At 23.0% G+C, this 23096-nt stretch carries 9 protein-coding genes; 8 read left to right on the plus strand and 1 reads right to left on the minus strand.

Going from position 1 to position 23096, the window contains the following annotated elements:
* Window position 1: 1 nt before the first annotated feature.
* The 5 genes from aceE (at window position 2) to glmS (ending at window position 12804) form a co-directional block, all read left to right on the plus strand.
* Window positions 2–2665 carry a pyruvate dehydrogenase (acetyl-transferring), homodimeric type gene (gene aceE, locus GII40_RS00770; protein ID WP_226813500.1) on the plus strand — a complete coding sequence of 888 codons (2664 nt, stop codon included), beginning with the start codon at window positions 2–4 and terminating at the stop codon, window positions 2663–2665.
* 222 nt (window positions 2666–2887) lie between these two features.
* Window positions 2888–4393 carry a 2-oxo acid dehydrogenase subunit E2 gene (locus tag GII40_RS00775; protein ID WP_420885596.1) on the plus strand — a complete coding sequence of 502 codons (1506 nt, stop codon included), beginning with the start codon at window positions 2888–2890 and terminating at the stop codon, window positions 4391–4393.
* Between the two features lie 283 nt (window positions 4394–4676).
* Window positions 4677–6104, plus strand: coding sequence for a dihydrolipoyl dehydrogenase (lpdA, locus tag GII40_RS00780; protein WP_226813502.1), 1428 nt, complete (start codon window positions 4677–4679; stop codon window positions 6102–6104).
* Window positions 6105–9322: 3218 nt separating this feature from the next.
* On the plus strand, window positions 9323–10699 hold the full coding sequence (glmU, locus tag GII40_RS00785) for a bifunctional UDP-N-acetylglucosamine diphosphorylase/glucosamine-1-phosphate N-acetyltransferase GlmU (RefSeq protein WP_226813503.1): 1377 nt from the start codon (window positions 9323–9325) through the stop codon (window positions 10697–10699).
* Between the two features lie 272 nt (window positions 10700–10971).
* Window positions 10972–12804, plus strand: coding sequence for a glutamine--fructose-6-phosphate transaminase (isomerizing) (glmS, locus tag GII40_RS00790; RefSeq protein ID WP_226813504.1), 1833 nt, complete (start codon window positions 10972–10974; stop codon window positions 12802–12804).
* Window positions 12805–12815: 11 nt separating this feature from the next.
* Here glmS and efp read toward each other — a convergent pair whose 3' ends face one another.
* Window positions 12816–13388 (minus strand): elongation factor P, encoded by a 573-nt coding sequence (efp, locus tag GII40_RS00795; protein ID WP_226813505.1) that lies wholly within the window; start codon window positions 13386–13388, stop codon window positions 12816–12818.
* 44 nt (window positions 13389–13432) lie between these two features.
* Here efp and epmB point away from each other — a divergent pair, with 44 nt between their 5' ends.
* The 3 genes from epmB (at window position 13433) to GII40_RS00810 (ending at window position 23060) form a co-directional block, all read left to right on the plus strand.
* Window positions 13433–14467: an EF-P beta-lysylation protein EpmB gene (gene epmB / locus GII40_RS00800; RefSeq protein WP_420885597.1), complete on the plus strand. Its 1035-nt coding sequence runs from the start codon at window positions 13433–13435 to the stop codon at window positions 14465–14467.
* 5919 nt (window positions 14468–20386) lie between these two features.
* Window positions 20387–21124 (plus strand): 1-acylglycerol-3-phosphate O-acyltransferase, encoded by a 738-nt coding sequence (locus tag GII40_RS00805; RefSeq protein ID WP_226813507.1) that lies wholly within the window; start codon window positions 20387–20389, stop codon window positions 21122–21124.
* A 1381-nt stretch (window positions 21125–22505) separates the two neighbouring features.
* Window positions 22506–23060: a phospholipase D family nuclease gene (locus GII40_RS00810; protein WP_226813508.1), complete on the plus strand. Its 555-nt coding sequence runs from the start codon at window positions 22506–22508 to the stop codon at window positions 23058–23060.
* Window positions 23061–23096 lie beyond the last annotated feature (36 nt).

Here is a 23096-nt window from a genome sequence, read left to right on the forward strand (position 1 = left end):
CATGTCAGATAGTTTATATAATGACGTAGATCCGATAGAAACCTCTGACTGGTTGATGGCAATCGAATCAGTTATCCGTCAAGAAGGTGTAGTACGTGCTCAATATTTGATTAATAAAATATTAACTGCGGCCAATAAAAGTGGTGTACATGTATCTATTGAACATACAAACTATAATTATGTTAATACTATATCAGTAGAAGATGAACCTGCTTATCCAGGAAATCTAGATTTAGAATATCGCATTTGTTCAGCTATTCGTTGGAATGCTATTATGATTGTTTTGCGTTCATCTAAAAAAAATATAGAATTAGGTGGCCATATTGCTTCTTTTCAGTCTTTTGCAACAGTATATGAAGTTTGTTTTAATCATTTTTTCCGTGCTAAGAATAAAAAAGATGGAGGTGATTTAATATATTTCCAAGGACATATTTCTCCTGGAATTTATGCTCGCGCTTTTCTTGAAGGCCGTTTAACTGAGGAACAATTAAATAATTTTCGTCAAGAAGTTAATGGTAAAGGATTATCTTCTTATCCGCATCCTAAATTGATGCCTAAATTTTGGCAATTTCCTACTGTATCTATGGGTTTAGGGCCAATTAGTGCAATTTATCAAGCTAAATTTTTAAAATATTTAGCACATCGTGGGTTAAAAGATACCTCTGAACAAACTGTTTATGCTTTTTTAGGAGATGGTGAGATGGATGAGCCAGAATCTAAAGGTGCAATTACGATCGCAACCAGGGAAAAACTAGATAATTTATGTTTTATTATTAACTGTAATCTACAAAGATTAGATGGACCAGTAACAGGTAATGGAAAAATATCTAATGAACTAGAAAGTATCTTTACAGGTGCTGGATGGAATGTGATCAAAGTTGTTTGGGGAATGAAATGGGATGCACTATTAAGTAAAGATACCAGCGGTAAATTAATAAAATTAATGAATGAAACGCTAGATGGTGATTATCAAACGTTTAAGTCTAAAAATGGAGCTTATGTGCGTAAACATTTTTTTGGTCGTTACCATGAAACTGCTAATTTAGTTAAACATATGAGTGATGATGAGATATGGTCATTAAACCGTGGTGGTCATGATTCTAAAAAAGTATATGCTGCACTTAAAAAAGCAAAAGAACATAAATATCAAGCAACTGTAATCTTAATACATACTGTTAAAGGTTATGGTATGGGAAATGCTATTGAAAGTAAAAATATCGCTCACCAAGTTAAAAAAATTACTATAAACGATATTCGTCAGTTTCGTGATCGTTTTAATATACCAATAGACGATTCGCAAATAGAAAAACTACCATATGTTACTTTTGATAAAAATTCAGAAGAATTAAAATACCTACATAAATGTCGTCAAAAACTACATGGATACTTACCAAATCGCCTAATTAATCAAACTAAGATATTAGATATACCTGTACTGTCAGAATTTGATTCTTTATTAAAAAAACAAAATAAAGAAATTTCTACTACTATTGCATTTGTTCGTTTTTTAAATTTAATTCTAAAAAATAAGTCTATTAAAGATCATATAGTTCCTATCATAGCTGATGAAGCACGTACTTTTGGCATGGAAGGCTTATTTCGTCAAATAGGTATTTATAGTTCAAATGGTCAAAAGTATATTCCTCAAGACCGTGAACAGGTTGCTTATTATAAAGAAGATTTAAAAGGTCAAATTTTGCAAGAAGGAATTAATGAATTAGGTGCAGCAGCCTCTTGGCTTGCAGCCGCAACTTCATATAGTACAAATGATTTACCAATGATTCCATTTTATATTTATTACTCAATATTTGGTTTTCAACGCATTGGAGATTTATGCTGGGCAGCAAGTGATCAACAAGCTCGTGGATTTTTCATTGGTGGTACTTCAGGTCGCACCACTCTAAACGGTGAAGGTCTTCAGCATGCTGACGGTCATAGCCATATTCAGTCTTTAACTATCCCTAATTGCATTTCTTATGATCCAACATATGCTTATGAAATTGCAGTTATTATACATGATGGTTTAAATCGTATGTACGGCAAAAACCAAGAAAATATTTACTATTATATTACTACAATGAACGAAAACTATCATATGCCAGCAATGCCAGATGGTGCAGAAGCAGGTATACTCAAAGGAATATATAAACTTGAAACTATAGAAGGTAATAAAGGAAAAGTACAGCTACTAGGTTCAGGAGCTATTTTACGTCAGATTCGTAAAGCTGCGAAAATTTTATTCGAAGAATATCATATTGGTTCTGATGTATATAGTGTTACTTCTTTTACTGAATTAGCTCGTGATGGTCAGGACTGTGAACGTTGGAATATGTTACATCCAGATAAAACTTCACGTATACCTTACATAGCTCAGGTCATGAATACTGCTCCTGTTGTTGCATCAACTGATTATATAAAACTTTTTGCAGAACAAATTTGTAATTATATTCCATCTAAGGACTATCGAGTACTTGGTACTGATGGTTTTGGTCGCTCAGATAGTAGAATTAATTTACGTCATCATTTTGAAATTAATGCTTTTTATATTGTGATTGCGGCACTAGGTGAATTAGTTAAATATGGTGAAATAGAAGCTTCTTTAGTGCTTGATGCAATGAAAAAATTTAATATTAAACCAGAAAAAATTAATCCACGTTTAGCATAAAAGGTACAACATCATGACTATTCCAATCAATGTACCTAACATTGATGATCAACAAACAAAAGTTATTGCAGTAATGGTAAAAGTGATGATAAAATAGCAGTAAAACAATCTTTACTTACATTAATAAGTAACAATACTTTGATAGATATACCAGCTCGAATGGGTAATATAATCAAAGAAAGTACAGTTTTTGTAGGAGATAAAGTTAAAACTGGTTCATTAATGATGATTTTAGAAAATAATGATTTAGATAAGAATAGCCTAACAAATATTACAGTGCCAGACATAGGTGATGATGAATTAGAAGTAACTGAAATTATAGTAACAGTTGGTGATACCGTAGAAAAAGAACAATCTTTAATTACTGTAGAAGGAAATAAAGTTTCTATGGAAATTCCATCTCCGTTTGCAGGAGTCATAAAGGATATTAAGGTTTCTGTTGGACATACGGTAAGAACAGGTTCTTTAATTATGTTAATTAAACGTACTAACTGTCTTTCTATACAAGATACTGTAACATCTATTACTTCTGTAGAAAAATTAGACATGAAAAATACTTCAACATTACACAGTGGTAATAATATTAAAGATAATAATATAATTGCAAAAATTAATAATACGATTGATGTTGAACAAAAATATACAATCTTAGAAAATAATAAAAAAAATAATAGTTCTTTTGCTATAAATCTTGAAAAAGATAGCAAAATACCAAATTTTGATAAAAAAGATCAATATAAACACAATATTGTTCCTGTAGTATCCATTGATAATACCTTGAACAAAACTGCTAATGAAAAAAAATTATATGTGCATGCAACTCCTATTATTAGGCGTATAGCACGTGAATTTGGAGTAAATTTAGCTAACATTACAGGTTCTGGTCGTAAAGGTCGTATTTTACGTGAAGATATTCAAAGTTATATTAGAAATATTATAAAAATATCGGAATCTAATTCTGTATTAATGAATAACAATGCTCTATCAAATGTATTACCTAAATCAAATATTAATTTTAAAAAATTTGGAGATACAGAAGAAGTTGCATTAAGTCGTATTCAAAAGATATCTGGTGATACTTTAAGTCGTAATTGGGTTACTATTCCACATGTTACACAGTTTGAAGAAGCTGATATTACAGATATTGAAGAATTTCGTAAACAACAAAACTCTGAAGCAGAGAAAAAAAAACAAAATATAAAAATGACCCCAGTAGTATTTGTTATGAAAGCTACTGCAAAGGCTTTAGAAAAATTTCCACGTATTAATAGCTATCTTTCTGAAGATGGTTATAAACTTATTCTTAGAAAATATATTAATATTGGTGTAGCAGTTGATACACCAAATGGTTTAGTAGTTCCTGTTATTCGTGAAGTAAATAAAAAAGGTTTAATTACGTTGTCTTCTGAATTAGATACAATTGTTAACAAAGCACGTAATGGTATGCTTACTATATCTGATGTGCAGGGTGGCTGTTTTACTATATCTAGTTTGGGTGGTATAGGTGGTATAGCATTTACTCCTATAGTCAATGCTCCAGAAATAGCTATTTTAGGTTTATCAAAATCATCTATAAAACCTATTTGGAATGGTATAAAATTTGCTCCTCGTCTGATGTTGCCTTTATCTCTATCTTTTGATCATCGTGTAATTGACGGTGTAGCAGGTGCTAGTTTTGTTGCTTATATTGCAGCTATTATATCTGATCTTCGTCTTTTGATAATATAAAATATCAAAAAGCTTAAAATAGTATATTAAATAATATAGTAATATATATAAATTACATGATAGGCCATTATAAATAAATTTTTATAAAATAAAATTATTGTTAGCAGATTGCTAATATCTTATGTGTTACATAGAAGACTTATAACTTATATCAGATCTAAGTTATAAATCATGCTTATCTTTATCAAGATAAAGAATAACATTAAAAAATTGAAAATAAAATAATATTGTTAACTGTAATTATATTAATATCTTATTAACATAAAAAATAAAGAAATCATCAATGAATATTACAATAAACACTCAGGTCGTGGTATTAGGTGCTGGTCCATCTGGTTACTCTGCAGCTTTTCGTTGTGCTGATTTAGGTTTAGATACTATTATTGTTGAGAATTATTCAGTCTTAGGTGGCGTATGTCTGAACGTTGGTTGCATACCTTCCAAAGCCTTATTACACATAGCCAAAGTAATTAAAGAGAATAAAATATTGATTAATAATGGAATTTTTTCTGGCGAATTCAAAATTAATATAGATACAATACGTACCTGGAAAGAAAAAATTATTAATAAGATGATTATTAGTTTAGCTAATATAGCTAAACAACGTCAGGTTAATATTGTACATGGTTTAGGAGCATTTATTAGCGCTCATACAATAAAAGTTATAGGTAATAATAGCATAACTATCATCAATTTTGATTACGCTATTATTGCAACAGGATCTCGTCCAATAAAGATGCCATGTATCCCATATGAAGATCCAAGAGTTTGGGATTCTACTGATGCCTTAACTCTTAAAGTAATTCCGAAAAAATTGCTAGTTATCGGAGCCGGTATTATAGGTTTAGAAATGAGTACAGTGTATCACGCTCTTGGTTCTCATATTGATTTAGTAGAAGTATCTGATCAAATTATCTCTCCTGCTGATAAAGATATGGCACAAATATTATACCAACGTATTAGTAAGCAGTTTAATATAATGTTAAACACAAGAATTACTAGAGTAGAGGCTAAACAAGATGGTATATATGTTACTATGGAAGGTAAAAATGCACCAAATAAAACACAATGTTACAGTGCTATCTTAGTTGCTATTGGTCGTATACCAAACAGTCAATTGATTGATGCATATAAAGCATGTATTGAGGTAAATGAAAATGGCTGCATATATGTAGATCAACAATTACGTACCAATATACCTCATATATTTGCTATTGGAGATATTATAGGTCAACCCATGCTAGCACATAAAGGTATACATACAGGTCATATTGCTGCTGAAGTTATTGCTGGTATGCATCATTTTTTTGATTCTACAATAATTCCCTCAATATCTTATACTGAACCAGAATTAGCATGGGTTGGTATTACAGAAAAAGAAGCAAAAAGAAAAGATATTATTTATAAAACTACAACCTTTCCATGGCTTGCTGCTGGACGTGCTATTATTTCTAATTGTTCTGATGGTATGACTAAATTAATTTTTAATAAAAAGTCTAATTGCATTATTGGTGGTGCTATAGTTGGTACTAATGGTGGTGAATTATTAGGTGAAATAGGATTAGCTATAGAAATGAACTGTGAAGCTGCAGATATAGCATTAACGATGCATGCTCATCCAACATTATATGAATCAATTGGATTAGCAGCACAGGTTTATGAAGGTAGCATTACTGATTTACCTAAATGTTTTAGATCAACTATTAACTAGTTTAATAGTTAAACAATAAAATGATATTACAAGCATCAATATAATAAAATTATACCTTTATTGCAAAAATTAAATATAAATAAAATTGTTAACGATATTCAATAAATGTTTATAAAAGTAAAATAAATTACTAATTAAATTAAGTTTATATGTAATATACTTAATTATTATTAATTTTTAATAGAATATTTTATTATTTATTATGTATTTTATCAAAAAAAAGTACTAAGATATTATATAACTTATATATTAGATAATTTTTACTAAGGAAAATATTATATATTATATTCTTACAAAGAAAGCTTATATTTATATATCATCTTTTATTTTATATAATTTCAAAGAATATTTTTAATTATGAATATATGATAAATAAGTAATTTTTATATAAAAAAAATAGTATTATTTTATGTTAATTAGATAAAATTTTATTTTTTATTTCTTATATTGTATAATAGTAAATATAATCATTATAATTTATTTATGAGTAAAAGTTAAAATATTATAATATTTATATTTTATAACTGATTATAATTTTAATTGTATAATAATGCAAATCATCAACTATTTATTAATTTATAGTGTAAATATAATATTAATATCATTATAAAGTATAATGATTATATAGATTTATTTTAATATTTAAAATATCTAAAATTTATTATTTTTTTAGTTGTAAATATTTTTATATATAATACTATCCATTAAGTATTGTTTATATATTTATCACAATTTAATTGTTTAGTTTATCTAAAGTAATAACGAAGATTTTATTATATATAATAAACATTAAAATATTCATATATTTTAAATAATCTTATTATAGGTAAGATATTGAATATAATTCATAATATTAAATTATTATCTATTTATAATACAGAGACATTTAAATTAGGTATACATAATTTACACGATAACATGACAGTAATAAAGTAAAAAATATTAATTATTCATTGCTTTAACGCTATTCAGCAAGTATAAATATTATTTCAGTATAGATAATATGCATAAAATAGTATTTTATTTACTAGAATATGATATAATTTTAATTAATATTATCTATTTTATTAAATAACTATACAAAACCTCTGAATAATTATTAACTAAATATAATTCTTTTGTGTTTAGAGATCTTCATTATTTCTGATATAAGAATATAAATCATATTTTTCAAAATATATAACTTTACGTGTCTTATCATTAGTTATATATATCAATATAAAAATTACCTATAACTCTAATCTTAAAGATATTTTAGTTATTTTATAAATATCGTATATATGAGATATAATAATATCAATCAGGAAAAAACCAACATTTATTATTAATAATTTTACAAAAAGTATCTTACTACATAAAAATATATATATTTACAATATAATATTGATAAAAATTTTATCAAATAAATAATATATGCTAGGATATAATAAATATTATTTATTATTTAATTATTTAGTATATCTTGTAATTTTGTATCCTAACAGACAAGTCTTATTCAGATATTAATAAGTAATAATTTTGGATAATTTAGCAAATATTTACTAATTTATAGTGATTGTTTTGTACTTACTGTATGATATACATCAAATAATAAACTATTTTATTTCTGAATATTATAAAGAATCTTATTCTTATTAAATTATTTTTCATAAATAGTAATTCATTTTTTACAAAAATATATTAGACAATACATTAAATTCATGAGTATTGGACTACAGTAGTGATATTAAAAGTGATTTTATTGTTATTTAAGGAATACAATGGTATTACAAAAACATAAATAATTTTATGTGATATACTTATATTCTTATATATAATATAAAAATATTAATTATTCTATAAATCTTTAAATATAATCAATAATTTATATATATTTGACCTTTGCTATGAGACTTCTTCAAATATCTTATTAAAAATATGCTAATTTTTCTATCGTAGATTATCCGTCAAATATTATTAGTAACTACAATGTAATAAAATATTAATAATATAACTACATAGAAAGTAATTTAGCATGCATAAATTTTATTATGTATGTATTATCTTAATTATTTGAAATAATTAATACTTATCATTAGTACAATATTAATTATATAATAGTGCATTTAAAATTTGATTATTTTACAGAAACTATTACATAATAATTATTACTTATTCATTAAGATATATAGATAATTTAATACTCAGTGCTAATACAATGTATTATTATACTTGCAACAAGTATAACAACATAAATAATATATTTATCTAAAAAATTAATATTCTTAACATCAATATATTTAATTAAATATAATATTAAGCTATATATTTTATTATAACTTGTTTTAATACTAGTATACAGCATGATTAACTTTAGTTATCACTGTTTTCTAATTTTATATCGATATAAGTTGGTAGATAAAATATTATTTATAATATATAGTATGATTTTAATCATCAAATATATTGATTAATATATAACATTAATATATTAATATGACATAATTAATAAAAAATTTATATTTAATTTTATAGTAATATTATTTCATTATCAAATTTATCTTAAAATATATTAAATCTTAAAATATTTTTGAATACATATATAGAATTGATTTAATTTTATTAAAATAATTTTAAGATTATTATTATGAATTCAATAACATAAATGCTGTATTATTTATTAATGTTTTTATGTCTACTTTATGATCCCTATAAATAAATAATAACTTATCAAATATTACTAAAAATATATAATGTGTTTTTCAATAAATAAATATATTTAAAAATTACAATATCATAGATATACATATTATTAGTATTATAAGAATAAAGAAATTTATTATAATAACGTGAATAAATATAATTAAAATTTATATCAATATTATATAATAATATTTATATAAATAATAAATATATAATATCTTATTAACTAAATTTATTAATTTAGTAATATTGATCATATTATTTAATTTGTTATTTTATTCTTATCTATGATAAAGTATAATAATTATAATTAGTTTGATGTTATACTTCATGAAAATTATTATTTATTGCATGCATTGATTTAATATTTTATAAGAAATAAATTATTTTTTATTAATCAATATATTTTTTAATCTTATACATTATATATAATAATATATGCTGCTTGTCAGTATAATATATTTTATAATATGTAGTAATTCTAATACTAACATAGTATTTACTATATTTATCAATTTAAATAAATTAGGTTATTTATGGCTTATAGTTCTTTAAGTATTGTTATACTTGCTGCTGGTAAAGGTACTAGAATATACTCTTATTTACCTAAAGTTCTGCATCATTTAGCAGGAAAACCAATGGTACAACACGTAATAGATACTGCATTTCAACTCAATGCAAATAACGTACATTTAGTTTATGGCCATTGTGGAGATCTTTTTAAAGAAATACTGTTAAAACAGCCACTTAATTTGGTACTACAAGATGAACAACTAGGTACTGGTCACGCAATGCAGCAAGTTTTGCCATATTGTTTATCTGATGATAATATTTTGATACTGTATGGTGATGTACCATTAATTTCAAAAGAAACATTACATCGTTTATTAGCTGCTAAACCACTAGAAGGTATTAGTTTACTAACTATTCAGTGTAAAAATCCTAGTGGCTATGGACGTATTATACGTGACAACGATAATGTGATTAAAATTATTGAAGATCAAGATCTTACAATAGATCAACATAAAATTAATGAAATTAATACTGGTATTATGGTAGTTAGTAGTAAAGATTTAAAGCGTTGGTTAAAAAAACTCAATAATAATAACTCACAAGGTGAATATTATATAACAGATATTATTGCGTTTGCACATAAAGAAGGAAGACAAATTAAAACAATTTATCCTAATAAATATAGTGAAATTCAAAATGTAAATAATCTTTTACAGTTATCATTATTAGAACGTGAATATCAGCTTGAACAAGCACACAGATTACTCTTATCTGGCGTAATGCTTTTAGATCCAGCGCGTTTTGATTTACGCGGTCATCTTATTCATGGTCACGATATATCCATTGATAGTAATGTTATTATTGAAGGATGCGTTACACTGGGTAATAGCGTTCATATTGAAGCAGGATGTATATTAAACAATTGTATTATAGGTGATAATTGTAAAATTCGTTCTTATACCATTATTAAAAATGCAACAATTGCTAATGATTGTACTATTGGTCCATTTGCCAACTTACGGCCTGGTGCTAAGATTGCTAAAAAAGTTCATATTGGTAATTTTGTAGAAATTAAAAAATCAAAATTAGGTGCTAACTCTAAAGTTGGTCATCTCTCTTATTTAGGCGATGCTAAAATTGGAGATAATGTAAATATTGGCGCTGGTACTATTACTTGTAATTATGATGGTGCAAATAAATATAATACTATTATAGGGAATAATGTATTTGTAGGATCTGATACTCAATTAGTAGCTCCAGTTACTATTAGTAATAATGTTACTATTGCTGCAGGAACTACAGTTACTAAAAATATAGCTGAAAATGAATTAGTTATGAGCCGAATTAAACAAACACACATTCATAACTGGAAACGTCCAATAAAAAATAATTCTAAATAAATTAAATCTTAAAAGTATTATTAAAAATAATATAATGTGTGATTACATGTTTAATAAAAGAGTAATTAATCATGTCTAGTTATAATTAAATATTTATTCCTCTTATTCAAGTAATAATATAATTAATAATCTACAATAAACTATAAATAATATTACTTAAGATATATTATGTTTAATAATAAGTAAAAATAAAATATCAAAATATTAAGGATATTAATAAAACAGTAAATTGCAGTTCTATTGTGATTATATAATCATAGGAACAAAATAGTATGTGTGGGATTATTGGAGCAATAGCACAGCATAATATTGCAGGAATTTTATTAGAAGGTTTGCACCGTTTAGAGTATCGTGGTTATGACTCTGCAGGATTAGCAATAATAGATGATCAAGGACATGTACAACGTATCCGTCGTGTTGGAAAGGTAAAAGCGTTGCATGAGGCTGTCGCACATCAACCAATGATTGGTAAAATTGGTATTGCACAAACACGTTGGGCAACTCACGGCGAACCAACAGAACAAAATGCACATCCACATATTTCTGAACATATTGCCGTAGTACATAATGGTATCATTGAAAATTATCAATTTATTCGTGCCTTATTAATTAAACGTGGATATTGTTTTACATCAGAAACAGATACTGAAGTTATTGCTCATCTTACTCATTGGGAGCAACAACAATCTGGCGGATCATTATTAGAAGTTGTACAACGCGTCATTCCACAGTTAAGTGGTGCATATGGTGCTGTAATAATGGATGCATGTCATCCTGACGTTCTTATAACTGCGCGTTCTGGCAGTCCATTAGTAATTGGTTGCGGTCTAGAAAAAAATTTTATTGCTTCAGATCAATTAGCATTAATCTCAGTAACTAATCATTTTATTTTTTTAGAAGAAGGTGATATTGCTGAAGTAACGCGTCATAAAGTCGATATTTTTGATAAAAATAAAAACAGTGTTAAGCGTGAAGTAATCAAACTGCAATTAAAATATGATAATGGAGATAAAGGTACATTTTGCCATTACATGCAAAAAGAAATATATGAGCAACCCATAGCTATTACAAATACATTTAAAAATCGTTTTAAATATGATTCAATATATTTTAGTGAACTAAGTAATGCAGATAATGTCTTGTTATCTCAAGTTGAACATATACAGATTATTGCATGTGGCACCTCATATCATGCAGGTATGGTAGCGCGTTACTGGTTTGAATCTCTCAGTATGATTCCTTGTGATGTTGAAATTTCTTCTGAATTTCGTTACCGTAAATCTGTAGTACGTAAAAATAGTTTAATTATTACATTGTCTCAATCAGGTGAAACTGCAGATACTATAGCAGCGTTACGTTTATCTAAAAAAAATGGTTATTTAGGTTCTTTAGCTATTTGTAATGTAGCTAATGCATCATTATTACGTGAATCTGATTTAGCAATCATGACTAAAGCTGGCATTGAAATAGGTGTTGCTTCTACTAAAGCTTTTACTACACAACTAACATTATTATTAATGTTAGTTGTTAATATCGGTCGTTTGCACCACATGCATGTTCGAGTAGAACAAAAGATTATTAAAGCTCTTAAAGTTTTACCTACACGCATTGAACAAATACTATCTATTACTAAAGATATTGAAAATTTAGCTAAAGATTTTATAGATAAACAACATGTTTTATTTTTGGGTCGTGGTGATCATTATCCAATTGCAATGGAAGGAGCTTTAAAACTAAAAGAGATCTCTTATATTCATGCTGAAGCTTATGCTGCAGGTGAATTGAAACATGGGCCCTTAGCACTTATTGATAGTAATATACCTGTAGTTGTAATTGCTCCAAATAATCATTTATTAGCAAAATTAAAATCTAATATTGAAGAAGTTCGTGCACGTAATGGTTTGCTATATGTTTTTACTAATATAGATACTGGTTTTACTAATACTGATCGTGTAAAAATTATCTTCTTACCACAGATAGAAAATATTATTTCACCAATTTTATATACTGTACCATTACAATTACTTGCTTATAATATTGCACTTATGAAAGGGACAGACATTGATCAACCACGCAATCTAGCTAAATCAGTAACTGTTGAATAAAATATATATTTTTAGATAGACTTAACTCGAGCAATGTATTCTCCAGAACGTGTATCTACCTTAATGATTTCACCAATCTCTACAAATAAAGGTACTTTAACTATTGCTCCAGTACTTAAGGTCGCAGGTTTGCTACCGGTACTTATGGTATCTCCTTTTAAACCAGGATTAGTATTTATTATTTCTAGTTCTAGAAAATTAGGAGGAATTACCTGAATTGGGCAACCATTCCACAATGTTACGATATATTTTGTTTGCTCTAACAACCATTTAGCATTATCTCCAATAACTTTGCTATCAGCAGTAAACTGTTCAAAATTTTCATTATTCATAAAATAATAAAATATACTATCATTATATAAATAAGTAAGATGCATATCGATAATGTCTGCACTTTCGAAACAATCAGTAGATTTAAATGTTTTATCAATGCGACTACCAGTAAGCAAACGTCTCATTTTAATACGCGCAAAGGATTGACCTTTACCTGGTTTAATAAATTCACTATTTTCTACAGTATAAGGTTCTCCTTCAAATATAATTTTGACACCAGGACGTAAATTGTTACTAAAATAATTTGCCATAAAAATCCTTTATAATAATTAATAATTAAATTGCTATCAAAAATATAACTCACCTTGTGATTAAAGATATGAAATATAGAGAAAAGTGGTTACAACAGCTATCAGATGTTATTATTGAACCAAGAGAATTACTGCAATATTTGTTGATATCTAAGAGCCCGCAATGGCAATCTTATCAAAATAAAAGATATGATTTTGCATTCCGAGTTCCTCGTGTCTTTGTTGATCGCATAAAAAAAGGTGATCCTAATGATCCATTATTACTACAAGTAATGACTTCTTCTAATGAATTTCTTGTTACTCCAGGATACTCGAAAGATCCATTAAAAGAACAACAAGAGGTTATTGTAGCTCCAGGATTATTACATAAGTATACTAACCGGATATTATTATTGGTAAAATCTAGCTGTGCTATTAACTGTCGTTATTGTTTTCGTCGTTATTTTCCTTATCACTATCATCAGGGAAATAAAAAAAATTGGCGTCAAGCATTAGATTATATCAGCCAACAATTAGATCTAGAAGAAGTTATTTTCTCCGGTGGAGATCCATTAATGGCGAAAGATCATGAACTAATTTGGTTGATAAAAGCAATAGAAAATATTACTCATATAAAACGTTTACGCATTCATAGTCGTTTACCTGTAGTTATTCCTGATCGTATTACTAAAACATTAATACAGTGTTTATATCAGTCACATTTACATATTATATTAGTTACACATATTAATCATCCTAATGAGATTAATAAAGAAGTATGTGATGCAATGATGCGCTTAAAAAATGCTCAAGTTACTTTATTAAATCAAAGTGTTTTACTACGTGGTGTCAATAATAACGCAAATACACTAGCTAATCTTAGCAAAGCATTATTTAATTCAGGAATTATGCCTTATTACCTACATATGTTAGATAAAGTACAAGGTACTGCACATTTCATGGTTTTAGAAAATGAAGCTTGCATTATTATGCAAGAGTTGATAACAAAAATTCCTGGATATATGGTACCTAAATTAACAAGAGATATTGATGGTGAGCGTAGCAAAACTTTAATTAATTTTAATGTTAAGAACAATTAATTTATTAAGATAATCACATAGAATTCATCATATAAGTCACTTAATAAAGAAAATAAATATAATTTATTTAAAATAATATGCATGGTAACTAAATATTAGAATACTAATTTTAGTAAAATATTTATATATTCACATATATATAATTTTAACATATCTTTGTTTTTTCAAATAAAGAAAAATATTATTGATATTTTATTTATTTAAACATAAATATTTAACTTAAAAAATTTAAGTATATAATTATGAGATTGTATGAATTTTATAATAACTTTAATTAATATTACTAAATAATCATATTATTTTATATATACTGATAATTATTAGTCTATTATATTTAATAATTTTTTTTAATTATAATGATTATTATCATAAATAGGTAATAATTATTTATTATATATACAGCTGTATTTTATACATTATATATATAATTTTTATATTGTAGATATTTATTTTAGAAATAATTATTGATAATCTTTTTATTATTGATAATAATAAAGGTACTTGATCAATAACAATGTACATAATATTACTGTATTATAAAATTTATTGAATGTATATTGCTTCCAGCAAATTATGTTGGTTATGCATATATACAAAATATAACTATAGTTAATAAATTATATTATTAATATAAAGTTTTATATATATTTTATTATTTTTTAATAGTTTTAATAAAATATGTATAAATAAATTATTATGTATAATTAATTGTACATTATATATAAATCACTTAATTATTGTTGTATCTATTTAATTTACCATATTTTTTAATAAATATTAATGGTGAGCAAAATTAGCATAATAATACCAATGAAATATATAAAATTATTATATATTATTTAATACTAATTTTAAAAAATTAACTTACTAAAGTTAATAGATATTATTTTATTTTATATAAAATATAGTCATGAAAATTTAGCCTATCAACAAGCAATAATTAACTAAGATATAATAAGATAAAATTTCAAAAAAATTAGTTATTTTTTTAAAATTATTTTTGTATATCTTTAGTTGACTAGCTTCTTATTATATATTATTTTATGTGCATAAAATTGCTTTATTTTATTAAGTAATAATATAGCTATATTTATCAAGTAAGTACAGATTATCTTTTACTGTTAGTTAATAATCATGATTAACTAATAAGATACATATGACTTTAATAGATATCATTATAATGACAATTCTATTAAATTATTTAGTCATGTAGATTCAATAAATTATAGAACTCGTATATATTGATACTACTATATTATATAATTATTTGACTTATATAGTTATTAATAATATTTTTGATAAATATTTTATATGATCATAAATCTTATATATAAATAATTTTATATTCTGAAAAATTTTTAATATTACTGAATAACAGTTATACTATATTAGTAATATCTACATTTTATAGAAAGAACATAAATTACAACTGAATCCAATTTATATATTTTATATACTTACAGTATACTCTTTAATAAAATTACTATTTTATAAAAATCTTCATAGAGAAAAGAGCGAGATATCTCAATAGATAAACTCTTTATTGAAATATATTGAAGTAAATGTATATCGTAATATATTAATATATTCAATATATCTTTAATAATTATAATTAAATATTAAGAGATATACAGTTAATCTATTGTAACAAAAAACAATACTAATAATTACGTAATTATTTGACTTAATTCAGTAGTTTTTAGTAATTTTGAATATTGATGCTTCATTGAAGATATATGTTAGCGATCAAATCAATATTATATTGTCATAGTAAGATTATTCTTGTCATTAAATTATATAATACTAAAAGATTATTGGTATAATAATCATAGTTAAAGCAAGTACCTTATGGATAATATTAATAGATATATTACAAACATCAACACTAAAAAAGCTTCATATATTTATTTGTTTTTTGTATGATACTTATACCATAAGGCATTATGTTAAGATAACTATTAATAATATTCAAAAAATTATATATGTATTTTTAATAAAAAGCATAGATTTATAGTTTACAAAAAACTAAAGTTCTTATATTAACGTCAGTAAATAATGGTTATTTGTAATATCATGCAAGATACTTTTAGTTTTTGATAAAACACTCTTATTATTATTAATAATAACTAGCTAAATGATTAATATCTAGTATTCAGTAATATATTCTCAATTAGAAAATCATTGTATAAAAAATTTAATGGACGAACTTTACCAGAAAAATTAGTTTATTACCTAATACTATGTATACTGCGTTATTTTTAGTAAAAAAATATTCTAAAAAAGTATTTATTACATAAATATATCATGATAAAATTAAATAATTAGAACACTAACAAATAAGATATTGAATACAGAACAAATATCTTATAATATATATTATTAACATCGTAAGAGTTACATAGTATTTTGATAACCATTGGTATAAACTTAAATAGTCATGATTTCGGTAATTGATATTAAGGTAAAACTTATATGCTTACAAGAGCTAAGTTGTATTAAAATTATATGATAATTTATGTATTATATTTTTATTTTACTACTAATTTTTTTAATAATTAATAAACATTTTATATTGCTGTATCCTTACTTTATTCATATAGATATAAATAAATACATTAATTATTGATTTCATAAATAAGATAAAAATATTTTATTGAAAAAGAACTGCAGCATAAAAAAGTAAGATTAATCTGTAAAGAATTATTTTACTATTTAAGTACAATAAACTTAAATAAATTACGTAATATTACATTAGATGATAATACATATAGATTAGTTTAAAGTTATGCATAGATAATATTAATCTTATTTAAAATATAAAAATTATGTATTTTCAGTAAAAATATTCTAAAATCGTTATAATGAATTACAAAAAGTAATCTAACTGATATAAAATTAAATATGCTGTAGTTCTTTTCAACAAAATATTTTACTTAGATTTTATATTAGATTCTATTTGACTAAATATGTATTATAGAATTATATTAATAATAATATATTATTTAATAATGTTATTTAAAAAAATTAAATAATAAATTATTATTTTTAGTTAACATATTATTATACATATTAAGTATATTAATTAAAAATTAAAAATAAACATTGCTAACACATATAATAAAAAATAAAAATTATATTAATATATAAAATATATATCAGTTCTTGCATATAGACATTATATGTAATAAATATCGAATAACTGTTATCAGCGTGATAATTTATACTCCGTAGAGTTTGTAATTATGCATGCAATATACTAAAATAGTATTACTATTATATTTTTAAGTATATAAAAATCTACACACATACTAGTGATATACTAGGCAATATTACTTTGTATCGAGTTAATACTTATTGTGAATATTAATTTTTTAATGACATAGAATTATTTTTTATTTTTTACTGATGAATCCATGAGTAGATCAATTAAAGATCTTCAGATACTATTAAATATTTTATTGCAAAATAGTATATGAAATAAGTATTATCTAAATATGCTAAAATATTATTATAAGATCTAAACTAAGTAACTATAAAATATAGATTAAATTTTCATGGTATTAATAAACAATAAAAAGTTAAACTTATATATTGCTCGTCTATCTAATATTGATGAACATAAATATTGATATTCACTGTTAGAATAAAAATAGATATTGTTCTTAATAATTTATATAATATTTTAAGAGAATTTATGATACTAATTTATAGACCTAAAATAATAAATATCATGATATTTGTAAATAATAAGACTTGATAATTTAATTACAAGGAAATAATATCTTTGTGATTAAATTATACTTAAAATATATCATACTATACGTGGTTCAGTCTGTATATTTATAATATAAAAAATAAGAAATAATAATAGTAATAAGTACTTTCTGATACTATATTTGAGAAGCTAAAATATTAGAATAAATAATTAGTTAAATGTATATTACAATTAACTATTATTAATAATATACATTATTAAAAAGATTATAAAAAATCTTAATTCTTTTAGAAGAATAATACTAAATATATAAAAATATATATTTTATTAAATTCATAACATATGTGTTTATTACTATAAACTTAAAAAGTTACTATGTTAATATAAATTATAATAATTATTAAATAATTATTTAATACATTAGAAATCTATTAGACATTCTAATGATTAAGTTATAAAATATCTTTTTAATATAAAGCCTAATCCTTCAAACTTATCTAGATAAAGTACTAAAAATTTTGTATACTTTAAAAGTCTTTTATAGTATTTATTTATATCAATCAAATAATTTATATTATTCCTAGTAAAAAAGAATTAAAATAAATATGGATTAAGTACTTTAATATATTTATTAATACAGACCTAAAAAATATTTGAGTAACAATACAGCTAACTTGCTGTATTAGTCAAGATAAATATTACATATTAATAAGCAGTTTTAACTAAAATTATAATAATATGTTAATATCTAAATATAAATTAAATTTTTTCATTTAAAAAATTTTAAAATAATAAAAACATATAGTCATAATTGTTATTCTTAATTACAAAATAATCATACAGCTAATATTGTAAGCATATAATACTGAATTCATTATACTAGATAACCATTATATTTCATCACTTCAAAATAATTTTTTTGTAAAAAGTTATTATATTTATTTAGATAAGCTGAAATGATAATATACATTATTGTTTCTATGCAATTGTATATATTCATAATAAATTATCTAGTAATATTTATTAATTTTAATAAGTAATAGTTATTTTTATAAAAACTATATTATTGCTTGATGAGAAATATAATCTTACTTAAATAAGTAAGATTATTTTATAAATACAAACAATTATTAATTAGTTTTTAATAGTTCTATAAATTATTAAAAATTTTTGATAGTGTTAAATATAGGATATAATTTTATTTATATTTTTATAACTGTATTGCACTTTATTATATTGGTAAAATAATTTTTGTTCTTTTAAAGAATGCAAAATATATAAAAATATTACAATTAATAATATATATTAACTAGTAATCATTATTAGATATACTAACTATATATTTTAATATTCTCTATTAAGAGTTTATTTTGTTTATCAACATTAAAAATAAAAAATTCTCTTAATATTGTTATATTAATTTGCATGTATTACGATTACATCATAAATTAATTATAATATATAGATAAGTATAAATATATAATATATTACATAAACATTACTAATATTTTATACGAAACTTAATTTTAAAATAAAAATTTTACCTTATAGTTTTATATATAGAATATATTAATATTTTCTATAAAATAAAAGATAAAAGTACTTTTATAAGTTATAAATTACGAATTATTATTATAGAATTAAGCATTATTTCATAATATGCATGAAAAGAATATCTATACTACTTAATAGTTTATTAAAATATTTATTTTATAATATATGTATTTTATTATTAATAAATAAAATCTTAATTAAGATATTATTTATTAATAATAGTTAATAAAAATTAACTTGTATTGTTACTTTTTTATAGTAAATAACTCTTTATTATTTTTTAAATTATTTCATAATATCTTGTATATTTCACTAATTATTTAAAATGCTATAAAAGATTTACACGGCAATTTTTTATATTCTTAATTATTAATATTTATTTTTTACTGTATGTTTAACATATACAGTAATAATTATACAGATATAAATGTATAATTATTAAATTTTTTATTTATATTATTAGGTAATGTAAATTATGGTAATAATATCTATAATATATTACAAAATTAATTCTAATAATTAATGTATATTTTTTTATATATATTTAATAGTTAATAAGATGATACCAATAAAAATTTTTATATGTATTTATAAATACATTAAGCACAAATTAATTAATATATAGATATATGTATAATTATGGAGTTATTATGTTATCCATTATTCGCATTGTACTAACTACAATATATTGTAGTGTAACTTGTATTTTTGGTTGTATTTATTGTGTTTTTAGCCCACGTAATCCACGTCATGTTGCTACTTTTAGTCATATATTTGGACGATTATCTTTATTATTTGGTATAAAAGTAGAAATACGTATTCCAAATGCAGCTAAATATTCTGGTAATTCAATTTATATAGCAAATCATCAAAATAACTATGACATGGTAACACTATCAAATGCTATGCAAACTAACTCAGTAACTATAGGTAAAAAAAGCCTAATTTGGATTCCATTATTTGGATTACTTTATTGGTTGACGGGCAATTGGATCATTGACCGAACAAATCGCACTAAAGCACATCATACTATTACAAAAATTATAAATGAGTGTCGTACTAAGACTATATCTTTTTGGATGTTTCCTGAAGGTACTCGCAGTCGTGGTCGTGGTTTAATGCCTTTTAAAAAGGGGGCTTTCCATACTGCTATTGTTGCAGGAGTACCAATTATTCCTGTTTGTTCTTCCGAAACTAATAATAAAATAAAACTTAATAAATTAAACAATGGATTAGTCATTGTTGAAATGTTACCACCAATAGATATAACACAATATGATAAAGAACATATTAATGAACTTGCTATGCATTGTCATGCACTCATGGCGGCTAAAATTAACGAATTAAATGCTGAAGTTACTATTCGTGAATCTGAATCTACATGTTAAATAAAAATATTATAAAATAATTAATAGTAAATTTTTAATTTAGAGTATCGTATATAGTAAGTTATTATTCTTAGTTGATAATTTTAATATCATATGTATTGACAATAACAATTATTATTTTATTTATAGTAATTTTAAGATTAATGAAATTAAAAATCATACAGATACATTAAAAATCTTTTAATATTAAATCATGTATACTTTATAATAGATATATTTTAGTGAGCACTTATAATTATAGCAATATAACTAAAATTAGTAAAAGTGGATGTGATAAGATTATCTTTAAAAGAATTATTTTTGATAATGATGTTTTATATATAAAAAAGATTTTTTATAAAAATTTCAATGCTCCAGTATCAATATATTAATATTTAAAATATTATATATAAGATATATTTTCATTTATAATATATTGAGCATATTAATACTATAATAAATAGTTATATTATTATAGTATATAAGTTTATATAAAATAATAATATAATATCAATGATATTTGTTAATGTTTTTTAAAATTTAATTTTTATAGAAATATTATTATCCAAATTATATTTTTTAGTAATTTATAAACAATTCATTTTTTAAAAATTTTGATATATTATAATTATTTGTATTTATTGTATAATATTATCTACTGACTAAAACTAGCATATATCATATACTAACTATATTAGTTTAAATTCATTACATTATATAAACAATATAACGCTATAGTTACATTATGATTAACTAATATAATTATATAAAATTATATATTAGTATTTATAAATAAAGATAAATCAATTAGTTAGATAATATTAAAATATCTACTATTATAAATATTAGTAATATTTTTTGATATAATATAATAATATAACATTGTATATAGTATATAATAATTTATACAATAATATAAATACAATATAAAAAGTTTTTATTCTTATTTTCTCCTTTATCATAGATAAATACATTAATATGCTACTATAATAAAAGAAGTAATAATTATACATAAATTGTACAAAGAATCCCTAAAAAATATTAATAATTAATTATTATATATATAATGAATGCTCAAAAAATTTAGTTAATAAATTATTTATATTAAAATTTTACTTAAAATAATACTATAAGATTATATCTAATAATTTCTTATAAATTGCATTCTTTAAAAACATAAAACTACTTAATATGACCGGTAAAAATATATTAATGAAAACATAATAATGAGATAAATATTTTAAAAAATACTTTATTTATTTTTAATAAAAATATAAAATTTTTTAAAGCATTATTTAATTCATAGTAGATAAAATTCTTAACAAACTATTTTGTTATTTTTAAAAAAATATATCTTTTATAAAAGATAATATTGCATCTCATGACTAAGGAGTAACTAACAATGAGCAAGCTAGTAACGTTTATTACTGCTATTTTTTTACTCTTTTTAACTATAATAATATCACTTTCAGCTAACGCTAACATTCAAGATATAGAAGTAGGTTTTTCACCAGGTAATACTGCAAATCATCTTGTGATTACGGCAATTAAAGAAGCAAAACATTCAATTGATATTGCAGCTTACTCATTTACAAGTAAAAACATTGCATTATCTCTTGTTGATGCACAACAACATGGAATAAACGTACGAATAGTTGCTGATAAAAAATTAAACAATGGACATTATACTGCTCTAACTTATCTTGCTCATCATCATATTTTAGTGAAATTAAATAATAAATATGCAATAATGCATAATAAGTTTATGATTATTGATGGTCATTCAGTTCAAACTGGTTCTTTTAACTATACACAAGGTGCAGTATCCCGTAATGCAGAAAATGTTATTTATTTGCGTAATAGATTAGATATTACTAAAAAGTATATAAAAGAATTTAACCGTTTATGGAATGAATCCATAGATGAACATTATATTTTTACACATATTATAAAATAAGAACAAGTATTATCATATATAATGCCCTAGTAAACA

The organism is Candidatus Profftia lariciata, assembly GCF_020541265.1.
In the GTDB taxonomy this organism is placed as follows: domain Bacteria; phylum Pseudomonadota; class Gammaproteobacteria; order Enterobacterales; family Enterobacteriaceae; genus Profftia; species Profftia lariciata.

Excerpts from the sequence above, each read along its gene's own strand:
- aceE (WP_226813500.1), top strand. The coding sequence starts at position 2 with ATGTCAGATAGTTTATATAATGACGTAGATCCGATAGAAACCTCTGAC.
- GII40_RS00775 (WP_420885596.1), top strand. The coding sequence starts at position 2,888 with ATGATGATTTTAGAAAATAATGATTTAGATAAGAATAGCCTAACAAAT.
- lpdA (WP_226813502.1), top strand. The coding sequence starts at position 4,677 with ATGAATATTACAATAAACACTCAGGTCGTGGTATTAGGTGCTGGTCCA.
- glmU (WP_226813503.1), top strand. The coding sequence starts at position 9,323 with ATGGCTTATAGTTCTTTAAGTATTGTTATACTTGCTGCTGGTAAAGGT.
- glmS (WP_226813504.1), top strand. The coding sequence starts at position 10,972 with ATGTGTGGGATTATTGGAGCAATAGCACAGCATAATATTGCAGGAATT.
- efp (WP_226813505.1), bottom strand. The coding sequence starts at position 13,388 with ATGGCAAATTATTTTAGTAACAATTTACGTCCTGGTGTCAAAATTATA.
- GII40_RS00805 (WP_226813507.1), top strand. The coding sequence starts at position 20,387 with ATGTTATCCATTATTCGCATTGTACTAACTACAATATATTGTAGTGTA.
- GII40_RS00810 (WP_226813508.1), top strand. The coding sequence starts at position 22,506 with ATGAGCAAGCTAGTAACGTTTATTACTGCTATTTTTTTACTCTTTTTA.